This is a genomic window from Streptomyces apocyni (genome assembly GCF_009739465.1).
Taxonomy (GTDB): domain Bacteria; phylum Actinomycetota; class Actinomycetes; order Streptomycetales; family Streptomycetaceae; genus Streptomyces; species Streptomyces apocyni.
This window is the reverse complement of record NZ_WHOM01000055.1, coordinates 153146-173595: the sequence shown is the minus strand read 5'-3', so window position 1 is coordinate 173595 and position 20450 is coordinate 153146. Positions and strand designations below refer to the sequence as shown.

Sequence of the window (20450 nt, the reverse complement as noted above, 5' to 3'; positions counted from 1 at the left end):
CCCGGCCGCGAGCAGCCCGGCCGGGGCGGCCGCCCGCACCCCAGCGCGGCGTGCGACAGACAGAGGCGGCTGCGGCTCCCACCTCGCGGCGGATCACCCGGAATGACCCGCCGCGCCCGCACGGCCGCACGACCGCACACCCGACGGACGGAGCGAGGGAGGGAGGAAGGAAGGAAGGGACGTACGCCGCCGGTACGGGGCGGGCGCACCGGCGCCGTCACTCCGCCCCGCCGTCAAGACCGCCCCGCCGTCAAGACCGCCCGTACCAGCGTCGACGCGGGCGCCGCCCGTCAGCCGCGTCCCCAGCAGCCGGGGTCCATCACCACAGCTGGTGGCACGCACGGCGGAAGGACGGACGGACGCCGGTACGAAGGCGTACCGGCAGCGACGCGCGCGTGGCTGTCAGCCGCGTACCCCCAGCAGATGGTCCATCGCCAGCTGGTCCAGCCGCTCGAAGGCCATCCCGCGCGCGGCCGCCGCGTTCACGTCGAAGGACTCGAAGGCGGAGGCGTCCGCGAGCAGCCCCGCGAGCCCGTCGCCCGCGGTCGGCAGTGACAGCTCGTCCAGCCGCGACGCCCGCAGCGCCTCCTGGACCTCGGGGTCCGCGCGGAAGGCCGCCGCGCGGTCACGCAGGATGAGGTAGTTGCGCATACAGCCCGCCGCCGACGCCCACACGCCGTCCATGTCCTCGGTGCGCGGCGGCTTGAAGTCGAAGTGCCGCGGGCCCGCGTATCCGGCCGACTCCAGCAGGTCGACCAGCCAGAACGCGGACCGCAGGTCCCCCGCGCCAAAGCGCAGGTCCTGGTCGTACTTGATGCCGCTCTGGCCGTTGAGGTCAATGTGGAAGAGCTTGTCCGCCCAGAGGGCCTGGGCGACGGAGTGCGTGAAGTTCAGGCCCGCCATCTGCTCGTGGCCGACCTCCGGGTTGACCCCGTACAGCTCCGGGTGCTCCAGCCGTTCGATGAAGGCGAGCGCGTGCCCGACCGTGGGCAGCAGGATGTCGCCGCGCGGCTCGTTCGGCTTGGGCTCGATCGCGAAGCGGAGGTCGTAGCCCTGATCCGTGACGTACTCGCCCAGCAGGTCGAAGGCCTCCTTCATACGGTCCAGGGCTACGCGTACGTCCTTGGCCGCTCCGGACTCCGCGCCCTCCCGGCCGCCCCAGGCCACGTACACCTCGGCTCCCAGCTCGACGGCGAGGTCGATGTTGCGCAGCGTCTTGCGGAGCGCGTACCGGCGTACGTCACGGTCGTTGGCAGTGAAGGCGCCGTCCTTGAACACGGGGTGCGTGAACAGGTTCGTCGTCGCCATCGGCACCTTCAGACCGGTCGCGTCGAGCGCCTGGCGGAAGCGCTTGACGTGCGACTCACGCTCGGTGTCCGACGCGCCGAACGGGATCAGGTCGTCGTCATGGAAGGTGACGCCGTACGCGCCCAGCTCGGCGAGCCGTCGCACGCTCTCCACGGGGTCGAGCGCGGCGCGGGTCGCGTCGCCGAACGGGTCCCTGCCCTGCCAGCCGACGGTCCACAGGCCAAAGCTGAACTTGTCGTCACGAGTCGGTTCGTTCCTCATCACAGTGGCGCTCCCTTTCCCGGCTGATCACCGCCGGGCTATTTTGTCATGCCACTTAACAAACTAGTATCCGAGAGCATCTCAGGGAAGGCCACGAACGGAGAGCGCGATGGCAGCAAGCGAAGGGCCCCTCGTCGTCGGTGTGGACAGCTCCACGCAGTCCACCAAGGCCCTGGTCGTCGACGCGGCGACGGGCCGGGTCCTCGCCAGCGGGCGGGCCCCGCACACGGTCTCGGCCGGGCCCGGCCGGGAGAGCGATCCTCGTGAGTGGTGGAGCGCGCTCACCGACGCGGTACGACAATGTGGTGACGCGGCGCGCGAGGCCGCGGCGGTGTCCGTGGCCGGGCAGCAGCACGGCCTGGTCACGCTCGACGCGCACGGCGCCCCGGTCCGCCCGGCCCTGCTGTGGAACGATGTGCGCCCGGCGCCGCAGAACGCGTGGCTGATCGAGGAGCTGGGCGGCGCCAAGGCCTGGGCGGAGCGGACCGGTAGCGTCCCGGCGCCCGCCTTCACCGCGGCCAAGTGGCTCTGGTTGCGCGCGCACGAACCGGACGCGGCGGCCGCCACCGCCGCCGTCCGACTCCCGCACGACTACCTGACCGAACGACTCACCGGGTACGGGACGACGGACCGGGGCGACGCGTCCGGTACGGGCTGGTGGGCCGGTCTCACGGAGTCGTACGACGAGGAGATCCTCGCCCTGGTGGGCCTGGACCCGGACCTGCTGCCCCGGGTGCTGCGCCCGGGCGAGGTGGCCGGGACCGTACGGGAGCTTCCCGAACTCCCCTTCGCCAAGGGGACCCTGGTCGCCGCGGGCACCGGCGACAACGCGGCGGCCGCGCTCGGGCTCGGCCTGCGCCCCGGTACGCCCGTGCTCAGCCTGGGCACATCGGGCACCGTGTACACGGTGTCGCGGCAGCGCCCCGCCGACCCCACCGGCACGGTCGCGGGCTTCGCCGACGCGCGCGGCGACTGGCTGCCGCTGGCCTGCACCCTGAACTGCACGCTGGCCGTCGACCGGATCGCGGCCCTGCTCGGCCTGGACCGCGAGGCGGTGGAGCCTGGCGGCGGCGCCACCCTGCTCCCCTTCCTGGACGGCGAGCGGACGCCGAACCTGCCGAACGCCACGGGCCTGCTGCACGGGCTCCGGCACGACACCAGCGGCGGACAGCTCCTGCAAGCGGCGTACGACGGTGCGGTGTTCGCCCTGCTCCAGGCGCTCGACCTGGTGCTCGGCGGCGAAGGCCACGGCGACGGCCACCGCGAAGGCACTGACGCGGACCTCGCCCGGCCCGAAGCTCCGCTGCTGCTGATCGGCGGCGGGGCGCGCGGTACGGCCTGGCAGCAGACCGTACGCCGTCTCAGCGGCCGTGCCGTCCAGGTGCCTGACGTCGACGAACCGGTGGCGCTCGGCGCCGCCGCGCAGGCCGCGGGCCTGCTGACCGGTGAGGACCCGGCCGCCGTCGCGCGTCGGTGGGGCAGCGCGCGGGGGCCCGTACTCGATCCGGTGGCCCGGGACGAGGAGGCGCTGCGGCGGATCTCGGCTCTCCTGGCCGACTCGGGCCCGCTTCTCGGCAGACTGGCAGACTGACGGCGTGAACGCGCCAGTCCCTCCGACCCCACCGACCCCACCGATTCAAGGGGTCCCGCCCATGCCACCCATTCCACCGATCCGTCAGGGCTCCGAGCTCCCGCACACGCAGCAGGGCATCAGACGCCGCAACCTCTCCCTGGTCCTGCGCACCGTCGCCGCCCAGGGCCCGCTGTCCCGCGCCGCCGTGGCATCCCGTATCGGGCTCACCCGGGCAGCCGTGTCCACGCTCGTGGACGAGCTGGTCCGTACGGATCTGCTGGTCGAGCCCGGCCCCGGGCAGCGGTCCACCGCGGTGGACCGACCCGGCCGACCCGGCCGCCCCGGAAGCGCGCTGGCGCTCAGCGAGCGCGGCCCCGTCGGGATCGGCGCGGAGGTTGGCGTGGACCATCTCGCGGCGTGTGCCGTGGACTTGAACGGCACCGTACGAGCCAAGGCCGTCCTGGCGGGCGACAACCGGGGCCGCCCCCCAGAGCCCGTGATCAAGGAACTCACCCGCCTGATCCGGGAGGTCACCGAAGCCGCGCGCACGGCGGGGCTGCGACCCGCCGGACTCGGCGTGGCCGTACCGGGCCTCGTCGGCCGTGACGCCCGGACCGTCGTACGCGCGCCCAACCTCGGCTGGACCCAGGTCGATCTCGGCCAGCACCTGGGCGACGCGCTGCCGCCGTACGTCGACAACGAGGCGAACCTTGGGGCCCTCGCCGAACTCTGGCTCGGCGGCAGCCCGACGCGACCGACGCCCGACAGCGAACCGGCGAGCGAGTCGGCGGCGGGCGGCGCGATCGACGCGGCGGCAGACGGCACGACCGACGCGGCGGCAGGCGGCGATCTGGCGCCACGGGACTTCCTGCACGTCTCGGCCGAGATCGGCATCGGCGCCGCCGTGGTCGTGGACGGCCGACTGCTCCGCGGAGCACGCGGTTTCGCGGGCGAGTTGGGCCATGTTCCCGTACGCCCCGAAGGCCCCGACTGCCCGTGTGGCGGGCGCGGCTGCCTGGAGCAGTACGCGGGCGCCGAGGCGGTACTGCGGGCCGCGGGCCTGCCGCCGGGCGAGGGCCGCGTCGGGCAGCTCGCCGCACTCGCCGATGGCGGCGATCCCCGGGTGCGCCGGGCCCTTCGCGGCGCGGGTTCCGCGCTGGGCATCGCTGTCTCGGGCGCGGTCAATCTGCTGGACCCGCAGACCGTGGTACTCGGCGGCGCCCTGTCCCGCCTCGCGCCCTGGCTGCTTCCGGCCATGGAGCGGGAGCTGCGGCGCCGTACCGCCGACCCGGAACGCCCCTCGGGCGCCTCGGTGTCGGTGTCCCGGCTCGGCTCCGACGGGCCGCTGCTCGGTGCGGCGCACGCGGTGGTCCAGGCCGTCCTGGACGATCCGGCGTCGGCTCCGCCACCTCCGGCCTGAAAAGGGACGGCAGCACACCGCACACCTTGTCGGCGCGCGCCGCTCACGCCACGATGGCCATCCAGGCAGTCACCGGCACGCACGGGCACGCGTCGGAGCGCGCGTCGGAGCACCCGCCCGCAGCAGCCCGCAGCAGCCGCACCAGGAGGTCCAGTTGACGGATTCATGGGTGGCCCTGGAACCCGGCACCGACCCCGCCGAACGAGCGAACCAACTACGCCGCGCGCACGCGGACTTCACCACGTCGGGCGCGGTCGCCAGACCGGTGCGCCCCGTGGTGGCCGCCTCCTGGCGGCGCTCGGCCCGGGCCAGGGTCAGCCCGGAAGGCACCGCGCGCGTGGAGCTCGTCGACGGCGAACTCGGCAGCTACCGGGCCGAACACCCACTCGCCCGGGTGATGCCGCTGTTCCGCGAGTTGATGAGCACCTTCGCGATGGACGGTGAGCACCTCCTCGCGGTGTGCGACGCGCACGGCAGGCTGCTGTGGGTGGAGGGTCACACCGGGACCCGTACGCGCGCCGGGCGGATGAACTTCGTCCCGGGCGCGCGCTGGGCCGAATCCGCGATGGGCACCAACGCGCCGGGCACCGCTGTCGCCGTCGACCGCCCCGTACAGGTCTTCGCGACCGAGCACTTCAGCAGGCCCGTCCAGCCCTGGACCTGCGCCGCGGCCCCGCTGCACGATCCGCACACCGGACGGCTGCTCGGCGCCGTCGACATCACCGGCGGCGACCGCCTCGCCCACCCGCACAGCCTGGCCTTCGTCCAGGCCGTGGCCCGCGCCGCCGAGTCCCAACTCGCCCTGGACCGCGGCCGGGCACCGGGCGCGGGCGTCGAACTGCACGCCCTGGGCAGGAATGAGGCGCTGTTCGTCGCGCACGGTCGCAAGACCCGCCTCAGCCGCCGCCACAGCGAGATCGTGGTCCTGCTGGCGAGTCACCCGGAGGGTCTGACGGGCGATCAACTCCTGCTCGGCCTGTACGAGGACGAGTCGATGTCCCCCGTGACGCTGCGCGCGGAGCTGTCCCGGCTGCGGATACTGCTCGGCGCCGAACTGCTCGCTTCCCGCCCCTACCGGCTCACCGCGCCGGTGGACGCGGACTTCGTCCACGTCCAGCGACGGCTGGCCGCGGGCGCGGTGTCCGGCGCGATGAGCGCGTACAACGGACCGCTGCTGCCGTGCTCACAGGCGCCCGAGGTGGCCAGGGTGCGCGAGCGCCTGGCGGGGGCGCTGCGCGGCGCGCTGATCGACCGCCGCGATCCGCAACTGCTGGCGGACTGGGCGCACAGTACCTGGGGTGGCGAGGACCTCGACATCTGGCGGGCGCTGGTGGCCGCGACCGAGCCCGGCGCACCGGAGCGCGCGCCCGCCGAGGCCGCCACCCGCGCCCTCGACCAGGAGCAGTCGGCCGCAACGTGGTTGCAACCTCCCCGCCCCTAGCCTCCCCGGGAGCGCTGCCCAACGGCGGGCAGCCGTCCTCGGGAGGCCCAGAGATGACCCGATACGCCGCACCCGGCACCGAAGGCGCCCTAGTCTCCTACGCCGCGCGCTACGACCACTTCATCGGCGGGGAGTACGTGGCTCCCGCCCGCGGCCAGTACTTTGAGAACCCGAGCCCGGTCAACGGCCGCCCCTTCACCGAGATCGCGCGCGGCACCGCCGAGGACGTGGAGCGAGCCCTGGACGCCGCACACGCCGCGGCCCCCGGCTGGGCCGCCACCTCGCCCGCCGACCGCGCCGTAACCCTCAACAAGATCGCCGACCGCATGGAGGCCAACCTCGAACTCCTCGCGGTCGCCGAGGCCTGGGAGAACGGCAAGCCGGTACGGGAGACCCTGGCTGCCGACATCCCCCTGGCCATCGACCACTTCCGCTACTTCGCGGGCGCCATCCGCGCCCAGGAGGGGACGCTCGGCGCGCTCGACGACGACACCGTCGCGTACCACTTCCACGAGCCGCTCGGCGTGGTCGCGCAGATCATCCCCTGGAACTTCCCCCTCCTGATGGCGGCCTGGAAGCTGGCCCCCGCCCTCGCCGCGGGGAATGCGGTCGTCCTCAAGCCCGCCGAGCAGACCCCGGCCTCGGTACACGTCTGGCTGAGCCTGGTCACCGACCTGCTGCCGCCGGGCGTGGTCAACATCGTCAACGGCTTTGGCGCCGAGGCGGGCAAGCCACTGGCCTCCAGCCCTCGGGTCGCGAAGGTCGCCTTCACCGGGGAGACCACCACGGGGCGGCTGATCATGCAGTACGCCTCCGAGAACATCAAACCCGTCACGCTGGAGCTGGGCGGCAAGTCCCCCAACATCTTCTTCGACGACGTCTGGTCCGCCAACGACGACTTCCGCGACAAGGCACTCGAAGGCTTCGCCATGTTCGCCCTCAACCAGGGTGAGGTGTGCACCTGCCCCTCCCGTGCGCTCATCCAGCGCGGGCACTACAGCGAGTTCCTGGACGCGGCGATCGCCCGCACCGAGCAGATCACCCCGGGCCACCCGCTGGACACCGACACGATGATCGGCGCCCAGGCCTCCAACGACCAGTTGGAGAAGATCCTCTCCTACCTGGACATCGGCCAGCGCGAGGGCGCCAAGGTCCTCACCGGCGGCCAGCGCGTCGAGTACGACGGCGAGCTGGCGGGCGGCTACTACGTCCAGCCCACGATCTTCGAGGGCAACAACCGGATGCGGATCTTCCAGGAGGAGATCTTCGGCCCGGTCGTCTCGGTGACGTCGTTCAACGACTTCGACGACGCCATCACCATCGCCAACGACACCCTGTACGGCCTGGGCGCCGGTGTCTGGACACGCGACATCAACACCGCGTACCGGGCGGGCCGTTCCCTCCAGGCGGGCCGCGTCTGGACCAACTGCTACCACGCCTACCCGGCCCACGCGGCCTTCGGCGGCTACAAGCAGTCCGGCATCGGCCGCGAGAACCACAAGATGATGCTGGACCACTACCAACAGACCAAGAACCTCCTGGTCTCGTACTCACCAAAGAAGCTCGGCTTCTTCTAAGAGCCCGAAGAAAGGCGCCTGACCTGGGCTTTTACCCGTCAGGCGCCGTCCACTCGACCTATGCAGATCCAGGCTCGATTCACGCCGCAACTCCCCACTTCTCCCACCGCTATCCCGCTCCTGACCAGCCGTTCCGGACCAGTGGCGGACCAAAACCCCGACGCCGCTCAGGCGCCGTGCCCTGGCTGACGCGGTCCCACTCCCGCGTGGACTGCTCGATGAGGCAGTTGGCCTGCCTCCGGACGCCGTCCAGGAACTTGGCGAAGTGGCGGAAGCCGGTTGGCCAGCCCCGAGGCGAGTTCCGTGCGAGTGAGGACGTACTTGTACTTGCGCGCCCACGCCGTGCTGGCCTGGGTGGTGTGAACTGGCCCCAGCAGGGCGGCCCGCGCTGGCACCACCTGGAGACCGTTCCGGATCGTCGATCCCGGCCCTGAAACGCTCCAGTCCGTGCTCGTGGGGTCAGTCAAGGTTGATGCTTGGATCACGGTCACCTGCGTCCTCGACGAACAGGGCCCGGCTGCATTCCACCAGACCATCCACGTCCGCGGACTCAGCCGAACGGACGACCACCTCGCGCTGTTGATCACTCATGGAATGTGACCCTAACGGCCCTCACTGACACTGCCGCTGCCCGCGATGGCTGCGCAGAGCCGGGCTCGGTGAAGGTCTTGGTCCAGCCATCTGGGGCTGGCGCTTGTTCTCTCACAAGGGTTGCCGCTACCACCTGGCCGTATCCCGCTCCTGGGGTCCTCGTTGGTTCTCGTCGTGGCACGACAACGACATCGGCCTGCTGGAGCGGACGCTCCACGTCCGCTTCGGCAAGGGAGCCCACACGTCCGAGGACGTGCGGCCCAAGTTCCCCGACTCGTCTGTGCTCTTCGCCGACGAATCCGGCTGCAGCCTGCACCGCGGGACCATCCACAGCCGTCTCCGATATCTGATGGAACTCGAAGGACGTCCGGCATCCGAGCGGTTCAGCCCGCATGCTCTGCGAAGAGCATGCGGGCCGCACAACTACGAACGTGGAGTCGATCTCGTCGCATCCAGCGAATGCTCGGTCACTGGACCGTTAGCAACCGGCTGGAGGAAGGAAGGCGCCTCGGCGGGGACGGCTGACCTCGCCAAGCGCATAGCGGACGAGACCACATCAGCCTGGCGAGGAACTTACTAGAATGTAAGGGTGATTCGGCTAGATCAAACGCCCTCTCAGGTCACGTTGGCCATCCGCTTGAACGCCGCCGTGGTACCCGAACCGGCGACTCCATCAATCGCGCCGGTGTAGTTGTGCCACTGCTTCAGGTAGCGCTGCAACGCCTTCACCGTGCCGGTGCCAACGATTCCGTCGATCGAACCGCTGTAGCCCCAGTGCTTCCTGAGGAAGTACTGCATCGCCTTCCAGCTGTTGGGGCCGAGTTGCCCGTCGATCGCGCCGGTGTAGCCCCAGTGCCTCAGGTACTTGTACTGAAGACTCTTGGCTTCACTCGTGGTCAGACCGAGGTTGACCACGGCGAGTGGGGCGAATGCCTCCGCGCTCGCCACCGCCTTCGTGTCCGGGGTCGCCGCGAAGCTGGCACCTGCGGCGACCAGGCTTCCGGCGGCGATCCCGACGGCGGTTGTGACACTGACGAGGGTCCTCGTCATGGCTCGCATGCGTATCCCTTCCGATGGCGGGAGCCGCCCGCTGCGGGCGGCTCGGCGATCAGTCTGCGGACGGCGGGCCACAGACCGCCATAGTCGCCGCCCAAGTGACGTGCGAGCGGGACGTCCCAGGCACTGACCTGCGGAGACTTCGACCCCGGCGGGAAACGGTGGGACGGCCGCAACAGCCGTTCCGCTACGGCCCGGGCCCATCACGACGCTGCCGGGATGCACGTGGACGAGAACGTCCTCACCGCCTTGGAGGAGGCTGCCGCCGAGGCCGAGAGGGCCAGGACAAGGGGCCGACTGCGACCAGTGAACCGGGCGGGAGGCACGCGAGTGGGCTGTCGCTCTCTTCGAAGACTGCGCCAAGTACATCCTGGCCAACTACGGGCACACCGCCATGGACGTCCTGCGAGGCAGCCCGCCCACCCGGCCCCTGGACCACCCGCTCCACGACGTGCTGCCCGCTCGCCTGGGTGAACTGGCCCGGAACCTCACCACAGCTGGTCTACTGCGCCACCACACCTGCCACCTCGGCATGAGCAGCGCCCAGTCGCCAAGGAACCATCCTCCCCAAGCCAGTGGTCACCGCCTGGCTCGCTGGCGCCCCTCGTCACGCCCTCCCGGCTCCTGCGCTGCGCCCCAGCCCTGCAGATGTCCGAAGACGTCCTGCTCGCCGCGCTGGAGGGCAGGCGGGATACGGCGTACTGGCGGCGGCCAGCTCCCAGAGTTCATCAGGAACCAGACGCTTCGACCGAGGAGGTTGGTCCCGGTCACTGTCAAAGGTCGGCGGGCGTCGTATGCGGACAAGCCGTCGAGTTTCCAGAGCAGCGCCTCGCGGTCCCGCCGCAGTCTCCCGTGCAGGTAATCTTCAGCGAATTCATCGATCATGCGGCGTGAGCCTGCCATGGGCTGCTCGTCGTCTCAGGATCCCGTACGTGGTCCGCTGATAGTTCGAGCCGCCATCGGGAGATCGCGCCTGCGCGCTCGAAGGACAGGTAGCTGTCCTCGTGGAAGTCGAGCGCGAACACCCCGCTGTCGTTCTGACCGAGCAAAGGCGCCTGGCCTGGGCTTTCCCCCCGTCAGGCGCCTCCAGTCGACCGGAACGAGCGCGTCTGAGCGGGAGAGCCACTCAGGCGCCGATGTGCACGCCGGGGCCCCGGAATCTCGGGCTTGCGCCCACCGACCGCCGGGAGCTTTGGAGCCAGGTGAGTGGAAGCCGCCTTACCCGCAAATCTGATCAGCGAGCGTGTCGCCCTGGAGGATGCCCGGATGCCAGGATGGCCGGGGCCGACGACGAGGGGGGCGGAGTTGGGTACAGGTCATCGGCAGCGCCTGCGGGTGCTGTCCACTCGGCTGACGGTGGAGTTGCTTCCGGAGGGAGACGTCGGGTCCGTCCCGGCGCAGGCGTGGTGGGCGCTGATACGGGGCCCCGAGGGTCTCACGGTGATCCGGGAGGCGCCGGACCCGTCGGGCGACATCGAGCAGTGGGCCGCGCTGTACGGCGAGAACGCCCATGAGCTGGACGAGCCGGGAATGCTCGCGGCGCTCCTGGAGCCGCTCGCGCGCGCCGGGGTACCGGTATTCGTGGCCTCCACCTTCTCCAGCGACTTGGTGCTCGTGCCGGTGGCTCGGCTCGGGGAGGCGGCGCGGGCTCTGGAAGCGGCCAGGCACGAGGTCGTCGGCGGCACGTGACGGGCTCCTCAGCTCGCCGTCTCCTCGGCCACGTCATGGCCCCTCTCATGGGCGGGCTTCGTAGCGGGGAGGCGGCGAATGTCCGGCAGAAGCAGCAGCGAGACCGACATACCCAACATGGCCAATCCGCATGCGTACAGCACCGGCTCGGGGCCAGCGCGCGTCGCGACGATGGGGACCAGCACCATGCCCAGCGGCTGGCAGGCCATGGAGCCCAGCCATTCGTATGCGCTGATCCGGGAGAGGCGGTCGCCGGGCACGTTGCTCTGCAGTGTGGTCTCCCAGAGCGTGTTGAAGACCATCAGCCCGAATCCGCCGAGGCAGGCGGCCACCGCCAGGGACGGCGTGGCCAGTTGCAGCGCGAGGGCCAGGATCGGCAAAGAGCACAGGAGGTCGGCGTAGAGGGCGGTACGAAGCGGGAATCGAGCCCTCAGCCAGAGCGTGGCCAGTCCGCCCACGCAAGCACCCACGCCGTAGCAGGAGACGATGACTCCCCACGCGGTGGCGCCGCCCAGCCGTTTGTCCGCCATCACGGGGCCCAGGACCGAGTAGGCGGCCTGGAGGGCGTTGGCCAGGGACGCGGCGCCGACGATGGCCCAGATCCAGCGCCGTCCTGTGAACTCACGCCAGCCCTCGCGCAGGTCAGTCAGCATCGAGTGCACGGTGAGCTTGGGCGGCATCACGCTCTTGGGCAGCAGCCACAGGAAGTACGCGCTGACGGCGAAGGTCGCGGCGTCAACGGCGATGGCCCAGCCGGAGCCCACCGTGGCGACGAGCACGCCGGCCAGCGCCGGACCCGCCACGTTCCCCCCGGCCCGCGCCAGACTGCACAGTGAGTTGGCTTCCTGCAGCCGATCGGCGGGCGCCGTCTGTCGGACGAGACCGCTGATGGTGGGCATGAACAGCGCCGAGGCCGTGCCATGCACGACCTGCAGGGCGACCAGGTGCCAGATGTCCGCCGTACCGGTGAGCAGCAGGACGGCGAGCAATCCCTGCCCCGCGCCGCGTACCAGATCGGACCAGACCATCACCAAGCGACGCGGCAATCGGTCCGCCAGCACCCCGCCGAGCAGCATGAACGCCACCAACGGCAGGACCCGGGCGGCAAGTACGAGCCCCAGGTCCTCGGCGCCCCCGATGTCGAGCACGGCGAAGGCCAGCGCGACGGGCGCCATGAAGTCCCCGACGACGGAGGTGAGGCTGCCGAGGAAGAACAGGCGGAAGTCCCGTACCCGCAGGACATCGAGCTTGCTCATCAGACGCGAACCCTCTCTCGTTCAGCCGTCGGGAGGGTGGTGTCCTCGCGGTCCCAGCGGGTGCACGGCCAAGGTCGCGAGCCGCTCGTCGGCCAGTATGAGTTCCGTCGGACGTGCCGGCCCACGGCGTGACCGTGGGCATGACCCGTGTCCAGGTCCAGACGGTCCGTGCCCTGCTCGCCGCCATCCGGGAGCGGAACACGGCGTTCAGGACCGCGCCCGCGGACCACCCGTACGCGCAGCCGCCGGGCCGCATGCCCCGCGTCGGTCAGGTCGGCCTCGGTCAGGTCATCGGCGAGATCGGCCCGGTCCTCGAACGAGCCGCATCCCGCGAGCAGTTCATCGTCGAGACCGGTGCTGTCGCCCGCGCATGGCTGCGCGTGATCTGGATCCGCTGGCGCAACGGAGTCTGGTACCGCTCGGAAATCCAGCAGGCCAACGGGAAGATCAAGACCGCCACCGGCACGCCCCTGGCGGCACAGAGGTTGACTCAGGAGACTCATGCGGTGACCGGAGCGACGACGGGCCAGCGCTCCCCCGCGTCGGTGTGGAGTTCGCTCACGTTGAGGAGCAGCGGACAGATGTGGGTCGGGACCAGTGCGCCGTCCAGCCGTCGCACCCAGGGGTCCGGGTGCCACGGCTGTCCGCACTCGGCCATCAGGGGTTCGCCGCCGGGTTCGATCCGTACGGCGATGTCGTTGTCGGTCAGTACGCCCAGCGCGACGAGCCCGGCGTCACCCAACGGATAGGCACCCGCTCCCAGTTCGGTGATGCCGGGCACCACGGCGTCGACGCAGGGGGTGCCGCCGAGCGCGACGGTGCGGCACGGATGCCCGGCGGCGCGCAGGCGGTCCGCCGTCTCCACCATCGAGGCGGCCAGGGCCAGGGCCAGTTCCTGACGGTGCGTCGCCTGCTCGGTCGTCTCGATGTCGAGGTAGCCGACGATTCCCTCCAGGGTGAGGTTGCGGGCCCGGTCCACGGCCCAAGCGATCCTTGCGACATCGATGCCGCCGTCGATCTGCACACGGACGGCGGCCCGGGTGCCGTAGCGGCGGGCCGCGGCGTCGAGGCTGTCCACCGCTGCCACGTCGTCCAGGTGCACGGACAGCGTGCAGTCGGCGGCGAGTTCGGCGAACTGCTCCAAGATCTGCGGATCGCGCCACGGCCAGGCGGCGACGAGGTCGGTGAACCCGTCGGAGACGTAGTGCCGGGCCACTGCGGGCCGGGTCACGGCGATGCCGCAGGACCCCGCCGCCCGCTGCATACGGGCGATCTCCAGCGTGCGGTGGCCTTTGACGTGGGCGCGTACGGGAGCCGCGGACCGCGCGTGGAAAGCTGCGATGTTGGCGGCGATCTGGGTCGTGTCCGCATGGACCCGCGCCTCCCCTGCCCCGTTCACCCGAGGCCGTCCCACTCGTCGTGAGGGTACGAGAAGCCTGGTGGTCCGCCCGCTGCCATCTCCCGCAGGCGGGCCGCCTCCTGGGGATGGGGCACTCCAAAGCCGTTGATGCCCAGCGGGATCTCGGTCCGCCAGTCGAGCCCGAAGACCTCCTCGATGGGCTCGTCACGCATCGCCGCGGTGAAAAACACCCCGAGCCCGAGCGCGGTCCCGGTGAGGTAGGCGGTCTGGCTCACATGGCCGAGGTCGGCATAGATCGCTCGATAGGTGCGCCCTGTCGGGTACTTCCAGGCGGACCGCTCCAGCATCGCCGTGTAGAGGAACAGCACACCGGCCCGGGCCACGAACGTCTGGTCGCCGAACCAGTGCAGCAGGGTCTCGGTATCGGGCGCCGCGCCGGGCAGCGCCTCCAGGGCATGGGCGTCGGCGGCGTAGTGGTAGAGGCCCGGGGCCAGACCCCCGACGTTGCGCACCACGGGGTAGATCTCGACGGGGTGCCGGGAGCCGCCGGACGGGCTGGCCTTGAGCACCGCCTCGCCGAAGCCGGGTATGTCGAAGCGGTGCTGGACGCCTCCGGTCCAGTGCAGCGCTGTGCTCAGCTGCTCCAAGGTGACCGGCGCGGTATCGTCGAACCGGCGGATGGTGCGGCGTTCGCGTAGCGTCCGGTCCAGCGCGGGCGTCAGCTCCATAGGGGTGGGCAGCGCGAGGGAGTGTGTGCCGTACCGCTTGAACGGGTCGGGCTCCGGCTCCTGTTCGGCTTTCTGCCGCAGCCGTGACGTGTCGTCGACGGCCGTGACGAAGTGCTCGCCGTCGAGCGTGCGGGTAGCGAGGTGGAAGTAGGTGGCGGCGGTGCCCCAGGAGCGCCAGGGGCCCATCTCCTCCTCCTGGCGGTGCTCAGCCGAGCCTTCCGCGATCAGCACCCCCGCGTCCAGGAGCTGCTTGACCAGGGCTGCGTCCTCGTCCCGCGGCTCCGCCCAGCGCGTGTAGTGCGTCAGCAGCAGCCAGGCCGCGGGACGCAGCCCGAACTGCCGGTGGCGGGCCGGGACATCGCAGACGAGCTGTCCGTTCCGGCTGGTGAAGACGGCCAGACGCGTGACACGTACCCGCATCGGACTCCCCCCGGGAAAGGGGGCCCGCCACCCCGCGGAGTGGCGGGCCCGGTTCTTCGTCAGACTCAGGCAGCGCAGACCGGCATCTTGCAGAACTGCGGTGTCTCATACTCGTCGTCGAGGAGAACCTCGAATGCGTCCTGCATCTCATTGTTCTGCATATTCACTCCTTCAGGAATGCGCAGCGAACTACGCGATCGGAATGCTCGACCCCAGAAAATCACATGACCCTCGATCAACTCAACCGTTCAGGAGAAACAATCCCGCACATTTCCAAGAATTTTCCACGGCCCTATTTCCGGGCAGCCGAAGGCGCATAAGCCCAGCTAGAGCAGAATAAACAAAGATGGTTACGGCTTCGAAGTCCGCTTCGTCAGGTGGGCTTCTCACGCTTCCGCACCGGCTCCCTCGGGATTCTCCTGAGTGGCGTCATCGTTTGAGATCTCGGTTTCGCATGACGCACCGCTTCGATGAATTCACCGAGCGTGGGGCATTCAAACACAGAGTCGATCTCGAGCTCCACGGACATTTCCTGTCCCACTTTGTCGATCATTCGCAGAGCGAGCAGGGAATGGCCGCCGAGGAGGAAGAAATTGTCCTGGAGAGCCGGCTGCGTGCCCTCTAGCAGATCCGCCCAGATCGCCCGCACCGCGAGGGCGATCGGGTCCGTTGGTTCCGACCCGGCGGGTTCCCGTCCGGCGGGTTCCCGTTCGCCGGGCCGGTCCGTGCTCGCGGCCGGCCGGTACTCCAGCGCCCCATAGTCGATCTTACCGTTGCCGAACCTGGGTACGGTGGCGATCCGCTGGAGCACGGTCGGGATCATGTGCCGGGGCAGGCGGCTGACCAACTCCCTTCGGAAGGCGTCGTGTTCGGCGGGCGTGAGAGGTCCCGGCTCATCGGTGCCGGACAGCAGCAGATGGGCGACAAGCGACATGCCCTGCGCGGTGTCGTGTACCTTGACCACCGCCTCCCGCACTCCGTCCACCTCACGCAGGGCGGCCTCCACCTCTCCGGGCTCGATCCGCAGTCCGCGCAGCTTCACCTGCCGGTCCACCCGGCCCAGGTACTCCAGATCGCCATCGGCCGTGTACCGGGCCAGGTCGCCCGTGCGATAGAGCCGGGCGCCCGGCGGGCCGTAGGGGTCGGGCACGAAGGATTCCGCGGTACGGGCCGGGTTGCCCAGGTAGCCGCGTCCGACCCCGGTCCCGCCGACCCATAGAGCGCCAGTCATGCCCTGGGGCACCATCTGGAGCCCGTCGTCGAGAATGTAGGCGGTCATGTTGGCCAGCGGCGCGCCAATCAGCACCGGGCGGGAGCGGTCCGATTCGGCGGTGACGCGGTAGATGCTGACGTCGTCGGCGCATTCGGTGGGCCCGTAGGCGTTATACAGCGGCACGTCCGGGCAGGCGGCGAGCCACCGGTCGGCGGTCTCCCAACTCAGCGCCTCACCACCGGAGATCATCGTGCGCAGCGCGTGCGGGGCGTCCCCGATGCCCGCCTCGAGGAGGGCGGCCACCACGGCGGGGACGACCTCCATGAGGGTCGTCCTGCTCTCGGCGACGGCCTCCCGCAGCCGGGCCGGGGACAGTGCGTGCCGGTCGTCCACCACCCGGAGCCGGCCGCCCACCATCAGCGGCGCGAGGAACTGCCACAGCGAGATGTCGAACGTCGCGGGCGCGGTCTGGCCCACGCAGTCCTGTGCCGTGACGTCGAAGTGCTCGAGCATCTGCCACAGATGGTTGGTCAGGCCCGCAGCGGTGACGGTCGCGGCCTTCGGTACGCCGGTGGAGCCTGAAGTGTGGATGATGTACGCGGCGGAGGCCGGCCGGACCAGGGCCCCCGGGTCCGACGCGGCCCACCCGTCGCACACGGTGACGAGGTCGAGCACGGGCGGGACCGGTGTCTCGTCCGCGGCCTGCGCCACCCGCTCCATCAGGGACTGGCCCTTGGTGTCCGCGACGACCGCGACGGCACGCAGAGTCCGCAGCATGTCCACGATCCGGCGCGGCGCCTCCCGGGTGCCGATCGGCACGTAGCAGGCACCGGCCTTGTGGATGCCGAGCAGCACCGCGAGGAAGGAGGCCGAGCGCTCGGCGCACAGCACGACGTTGGTCTCGGGGCCCGCCCCGGCCGCCCGTAGCCGCCGCGCGACATGGTTGGCCCGGCCGTCCAGTTCGGCGTAGGTGAGCCGCTCGGTGCCGTCGTCCACCGCCTCGGCCTCCGGAGTCCGGGCGACCTGACGCTCGATCGTCGCGATGTAGTGCTCGGCTCGCGGGACCGAGGGACCGGACGACATAGCGAGGAGGTCCTTGGTCCCCTCCGCGTCGACCAGCGGCAGCAGTGCCACGTCCACGCCCGGTTCCGCCACGGCGGCGGTGAGCAGCGCCTGGTACGCGTCGAGGAGGCGCACGGCCTGCGCACGGGGCAGCAGCGTCGTGTCGTAGGACAGTCCGAAGAGGAGGGAGTCCGCGAACTCGGCCACGTTGAGTCCGATGTCGGACTGGGTCGTGCGGTCCGGCACGGCTTGTGCCCGCACCGTGGCACCGTCGAGGCCGAGCACCGCGGCGGGATCACCCAGGACGACCCCGGCGGCGGCGCCATCGCCGGGCAGCGTGGTGGTGTAGTGGCTGAACATCGCCTGGAAGACCGGCGGGGCGCCCCCGGCGCGGTCCGGGTTGAGGTGCCGCGTCAGTACGGGGAACGGCATGTCCTGGTGATCGAGGGCGTCCAGCATCCTGTGATGCGTCTGGGCGGCGAACTCCACGAGGGGTGTGCCGGTGGCGAAGCCGGAGCGGACCGGCAGCACGTTCACCAGATAGCCGACCTGATCCACCAGCGCCGTCCGGGTCCGGTTGTTCACCGGGACGCCGACCACCAGATCCGGCTGGCCGGTGACCCTGTGCAGCAGCACCTGGAACGACGCGAGCAGCAGGTTGTGCAGCGTGGTGCCGGAACTCCGGCTCAACCGGCGTAGCCGGTCCAGGAGTTCGGGTGAACCCTCGAACGAGACGGTGGCGCCTTCCAGGCCGCGTCGCGAGGTGCTGCCGGGAAGCTCGAGGACGGGCAGCTCACCGGTCAGCTGCTCCTTCCAGAAGGCGAGCAGCTCCGCACCGCGTGAGCGGAGTACGGCCTCCTCCAGGGCGGCGGGCGAGGGCCGGGCGGGCTCAGCCTCGGGCCAGTCCGCGCGGCTGTCGTACGCCTCCTTCAACTGGTCAAGGATGATGGTCAGGGAGGTGAGGTCGCAGACGACGTGGTGCAGCGAGAGCACCAGGACGGCGCCCTCGTCCCGGCGCAGCACCGCGGCCCGCACCAGCGCGTCGTGCTCCAGGTCAAAGGGGCGGGCGGCCAGTTCGTGGGCCCAGTCCCGGACCCGCTGTTCGCCCCATCCTCTCGCGTCGACCCGCTCCACGCGCAGGTCCCGGCCCCGCGCCACGGACGCCTCGGGGACGCCCCCGGCCGAGCGGAGTGTGAGCCGCAGGGCCGGGTTGCGGTGGACCACCGAGCGCAGCGCGCTGGTCAACCGCTCCGTGTCGAGGTCGCCGGTGAGCCGGAAGGCACGCGTGACGTTGTAGGCGTACGAACCGGGGGTGCTGCGCTGGAGGAACCACAGCGCCCGCTGGGCGTGGTTGAGCTCGTAGTCGCCGGTTCCGCCGTCCGGCCCCGCCCCCTCCTCGGCCAGTGCCGATCCGGTGGGGACGGCGCCGGCGGGCTGCTCTCCGGCCCGCCCGGCCTCCGCGAGTGCGGCCTGGGCCAGAGCGGTGACCGATTCGGCGCGAAGCACCAGGCTCGGCCGCAGCCGTACGCCGAGGACGTCCTCGATCTCCTGCAGGATGCGCATCGCCGTGAGCGAGTCCACGCCCAGGAACGTGGGGGCCATGCCAGGATCCACCTGGAGTCCGGTCAGTTCGCCGAGCCGCGCGCACAGCGCGTGGGTGAGCAGCGCGGGCCGCTCCGCCTCGGGCGCCGCCAGGACGGCACGGGCACCGGGCAGCCCACCGCCCGGAGCGCGGGCGTCGGTCCCCGTGGCCGTCTGCGACCACAGGACGGGCAGCTCCCGCGCGAGGAACCGCTGCCGTGCCAGGTGGCGTTGAACCTTGCCGCTGGAGGTCTTGGCGATCGCTCCGTGCGGCAGCAGCGCCACGGTGCGGACTGTCACCCCGTACTCGCGCGAGAGCACCTGCCGGATGCGGCCTGCCAGTTCCGGGTGGTCCTCGGCGGGCGTACCCGCCCGGACCTCCTGGCACACGACGAGCGCCTCATCGCCCACGGCGTCGGCGGGCAACGCGAAGACCGCCCCACAGCCGGGCCGGAAGGCAGGGTCGGCGGCGGCGATGTCGATCTCCAGGTCCTCGGGGTGGAGGTTGCGGCCCCGGTAGATCACCAGGTCCTTCATCCGGCCCGTCACCTGCAGGGAGCCCTCGTACAGGAAGCCCAGGTCGCCGGTGCGTACATAGGCCCCCCGGTCCGGATCGGCCGCGTCGGCCAGCTCGGCGCGGAACGTGGCGTCGGACGCCTCCGCGTCGCCCCAGTAGCCAGCGCCGTTGCTCTCGCTGGCCACCCAGATCTCACCGATATGCCCGTCGGGGAGCGGTGTGCGGGTGGTCGGGTCCACGATCCGTACGGCCGCGTGGTCCAGGAGTCCGTAGGCGATCAACTCGCGCCCGTCGTCCCCGGTTCCGCTCGTGTCCGCCGACTCGGTGGCGTGGCCCTGCTCCAGGCCGGACACCTCGTACGTCCGGCTCTCGCACTCCGCGACGGCATCGGTGCTCGCCACAAGGAGCGTGGCCTCGGCCAGGCCGTAACAGGGCGTGTGCGTGGTGGGACGGAAGCCGACCTCCGCGTACGCCTCGGCGAAGGCCCGCAGGGTGCGGGGTGCGACGGGCGCGGCGCCGTTGAAGGCCAACTTCCAGCAGCTGAGGTCGAGTCGTGCCTTGTCCTCGTCGGTGACCTTGCGCAGGCACAGGTCGTAGGCGAAGTTCGGGCCGCCGCTGATTCCGGCGCGCTCCTCTGAGATCGTCTCCAGCCAGACGGCCGGGCGCCGCAGGAAGGCCAGCGGGTCCAGGATGACGGAGCGGGCTCCGGTGCACAGAGGTTGCAGCAGCGCACCGATGAGCCCCATGTCGTGGTGCAGCGGCAGCCAGCTGACCACCGTGTCCTCGGGCGTGACGCGGAAGCTGCGGCGGATGGCCGTCTCGTTGTGCATGAGGGCTCCGTGCGTGACCATCACACCGCGCGGTGCCTTCGTGGACCCGGAGGTGTACTGGAGGAAGGCCACGCTCTCCGGGCTCAGCGGTTCGTCTGGTACGCCGTCGCCCATGGCCTCGACCAGGTCCACGTCGATCCAGGGGATGGAGCCGCCCAGCTCCGCAAGGCCGGGAATCTGCGCCAGGTGCTCGCGCAACGGCGACAGCGAGAGCACCACCGCGGGCCCGCAGTCCCGGGCCACGTTGAGGACCCGCCGGACGGACGACTCGTCTACCGGTACCGGCAGCGGTACGACGATGACGCCCGCCGCGAGACAGCCCAGGAAGGCGGGCACGAACTCCGCTGCCGTGGGCATGATGAGCAGGGCCCTGTCGCCCGGCTTCAGGCGCTGCCGAAGCAGCCCGGCGACCGCCCGCGTGCGCACGTCGACGTCGGCGAAGGTCAGGTCCGTCCGGGCCGGCGCCAACGGACCGGGCAGGAACGTCAGGGCGAGCTTCGTGCCCTGCGCGGCAGCGTGCTCGCGCACCGCTGAGGGAAGGTCAGTGAACACGTGCAACCCCGCTCC

Annotated in this window: 13 protein-coding genes and 1 pseudogene; 5 read left to right on the top strand and 9 right to left on the bottom strand. The window is 71.0% G+C overall.

From position 1 onward, the window contains the following. Nucleotides 1-402 precede the first annotated feature (402 nt). Complete coding sequence (xylA, locus tag GCN81_RS15665; RefSeq protein ID WP_156725219.1) at nucleotides 403-1569, bottom strand: xylose isomerase; 1167 nt, start codon at nucleotides 1567-1569, stop codon at nucleotides 403-405. A 109-nt stretch (nucleotides 1570-1678) separates the two neighbouring features. Between xylA and xylB the strand changes: the two genes are divergently transcribed. From xylB to exaC, 4 genes are all read left to right on the top strand, one after another. Continuing rightward, complete coding sequence (gene xylB / locus GCN81_RS15660; RefSeq protein ID WP_156725218.1) at nucleotides 1679-3160, top strand: xylulokinase; 1482 nt, start codon at nucleotides 1679-1681, stop codon at nucleotides 3158-3160. Nucleotides 3161-3221: 61 nt separating this feature from the next. Next, nucleotides 3222-4562, top strand: a complete 1341-nt coding sequence (locus GCN81_RS15655; RefSeq protein ID WP_156725217.1) for an ROK family transcriptional regulator — start codon at nucleotides 3222-3224, stop codon at nucleotides 4560-4562. A gap of 154 nt (nucleotides 4563-4716) precedes the next feature. Beyond that, complete coding sequence (locus GCN81_RS15650; protein ID WP_156725216.1) at nucleotides 4717-6003, top strand: GAF domain-containing protein; 1287 nt, start codon at nucleotides 4717-4719, stop codon at nucleotides 6001-6003. A 53-nt stretch (nucleotides 6004-6056) separates the two neighbouring features. After that, nucleotides 6057-7580: an acetaldehyde dehydrogenase ExaC gene (gene exaC / locus GCN81_RS15645; RefSeq protein WP_156725215.1), complete on the top strand. Its 1524-nt coding sequence runs from the start codon at nucleotides 6057-6059 to the stop codon at nucleotides 7578-7580. A gap of 459 nt (nucleotides 7581-8039) precedes the next feature. Here exaC and GCN81_RS32745 read toward each other — a convergent pair whose 3' ends face one another. The 4 genes and pseudogenes from GCN81_RS32745 to GCN81_RS15620 all read right to left on the bottom strand — a co-directional run bounded on the left by GCN81_RS32745 (nucleotide 8040) and on the right by GCN81_RS15620 (nucleotide 10276). Then, a complete protein-coding gene (locus GCN81_RS32745; RefSeq protein ID WP_267904590.1) occupies nucleotides 8040-8171 on the bottom strand; it encodes a hypothetical protein in 132 nt (43 codons plus the stop codon). Nucleotides 8172-8786: 615 nt separating this feature from the next. Beyond that, nucleotides 8787-9230 carry a peptidoglycan-binding domain-containing protein gene (locus GCN81_RS15630; RefSeq protein ID WP_156725214.1) on the bottom strand — a complete coding sequence of 148 codons (444 nt, stop codon included), beginning with the start codon at nucleotides 9228-9230 and terminating at the stop codon, nucleotides 8787-8789. Between the two features lie 744 nt (nucleotides 9231-9974). Then, nucleotides 9975-10112, bottom strand: a pseudogene (locus tag GCN81_RS15625) (mycothiol transferase); the annotation flags it as partial. Then, the gene (locus tag GCN81_RS15620) at nucleotides 10109-10276 is read right to left on the bottom strand and encodes a Tc toxin subunit A-related protein (protein ID WP_156725213.1); all 168 of its coding nucleotides are present in this window, start codon (nucleotides 10274-10276) and stop codon (nucleotides 10109-10111) included. The pseudogene GCN81_RS15625 and the gene GCN81_RS15620, both read right to left, overlap by 4 nt. 256 nt (nucleotides 10277-10532) lie before the next feature. On the opposite strand from GCN81_RS15620, the gene GCN81_RS15615 reads away from it, so the two are divergent. Next, the gene (locus GCN81_RS15615) at nucleotides 10533-10916 is read left to right on the top strand and encodes an ACT domain-containing protein (RefSeq protein ID WP_231626744.1); all 384 of its coding nucleotides are present in this window, start codon (nucleotides 10533-10535) and stop codon (nucleotides 10914-10916) included. 8 nt (nucleotides 10917-10924) lie between these two features. Here GCN81_RS15615 and GCN81_RS15610 read toward each other — a convergent pair whose 3' ends face one another. The 4 genes from GCN81_RS15610 to GCN81_RS15595 form a co-directional block, all read right to left on the bottom strand. After that, on the bottom strand, nucleotides 10925-12172 hold the full coding sequence (locus tag GCN81_RS15610; protein ID WP_156725211.1) for an MFS transporter: 1248 nt from the start codon (nucleotides 12170-12172) through the stop codon (nucleotides 10925-10927). A 499-nt stretch (nucleotides 12173-12671) separates the two neighbouring features. Further along, entirely contained in the window at nucleotides 12672-13571 is a 900-nt protein-coding gene (locus GCN81_RS15605; protein WP_197287659.1) for an alanine racemase, read from the bottom strand. Then, nucleotides 13568-14680 carry a SagB family peptide dehydrogenase gene (locus GCN81_RS15600; RefSeq protein WP_156725209.1) on the bottom strand — a complete coding sequence of 371 codons (1113 nt, stop codon included), beginning with the start codon at nucleotides 14678-14680 and terminating at the stop codon, nucleotides 13568-13570. The genes GCN81_RS15605 and GCN81_RS15600 overlap by 4 nt, the downstream gene beginning before the upstream one ends. Nucleotides 14681-15053: 373 nt before the next feature. Next, nucleotides 15054-20435 carry a non-ribosomal peptide synthetase gene (locus tag GCN81_RS15595; RefSeq protein ID WP_197287658.1) on the bottom strand — a complete coding sequence of 1794 codons (5382 nt, stop codon included), beginning with the start codon at nucleotides 20433-20435 and terminating at the stop codon, nucleotides 15054-15056. Nucleotides 20436-20450 lie beyond the last annotated feature (15 nt).

What these genes read in the sequence shown, in the direction of transcription:
- exaC (WP_156725215.1), top strand. Translation starts at nt 6,057, where the DNA reads ATGACCCGATACGCCGCACCCGGCACCGAAGGCGCCCTAGTCTCCTAC.
- xylB (WP_156725218.1), top strand. Translation starts at nt 1,679, where the DNA reads ATGGCAGCAAGCGAAGGGCCCCTCGTCGTCGGTGTGGACAGCTCCACG.
- GCN81_RS32745 (WP_267904590.1), bottom strand. Translation starts at nt 8,171, where the DNA reads ATGAGTGATCAACAGCGCGAGGTGGTCGTCCGTTCGGCTGAGTCCGCG.
- GCN81_RS15600 (WP_156725209.1), bottom strand. Translation starts at nt 14,680, where the DNA reads ATGCGGGTACGTGTCACGCGTCTGGCCGTCTTCACCAGCCGGAACGGA.
- xylA (WP_156725219.1), bottom strand. Translation starts at nt 1,569, where the DNA reads ATGAGGAACGAACCGACTCGTGACGACAAGTTCAGCTTTGGCCTGTGG.
- GCN81_RS15655 (WP_156725217.1), top strand. Translation starts at nt 3,222, where the DNA reads ATGCCACCCATTCCACCGATCCGTCAGGGCTCCGAGCTCCCGCACACG.
- GCN81_RS15610 (WP_156725211.1), bottom strand. Translation starts at nt 12,172, where the DNA reads ATGAGCAAGCTCGATGTCCTGCGGGTACGGGACTTCCGCCTGTTCTTC.
- GCN81_RS15630 (WP_156725214.1), bottom strand. Translation starts at nt 9,230, where the DNA reads ATGCGAGCCATGACGAGGACCCTCGTCAGTGTCACAACCGCCGTCGGG.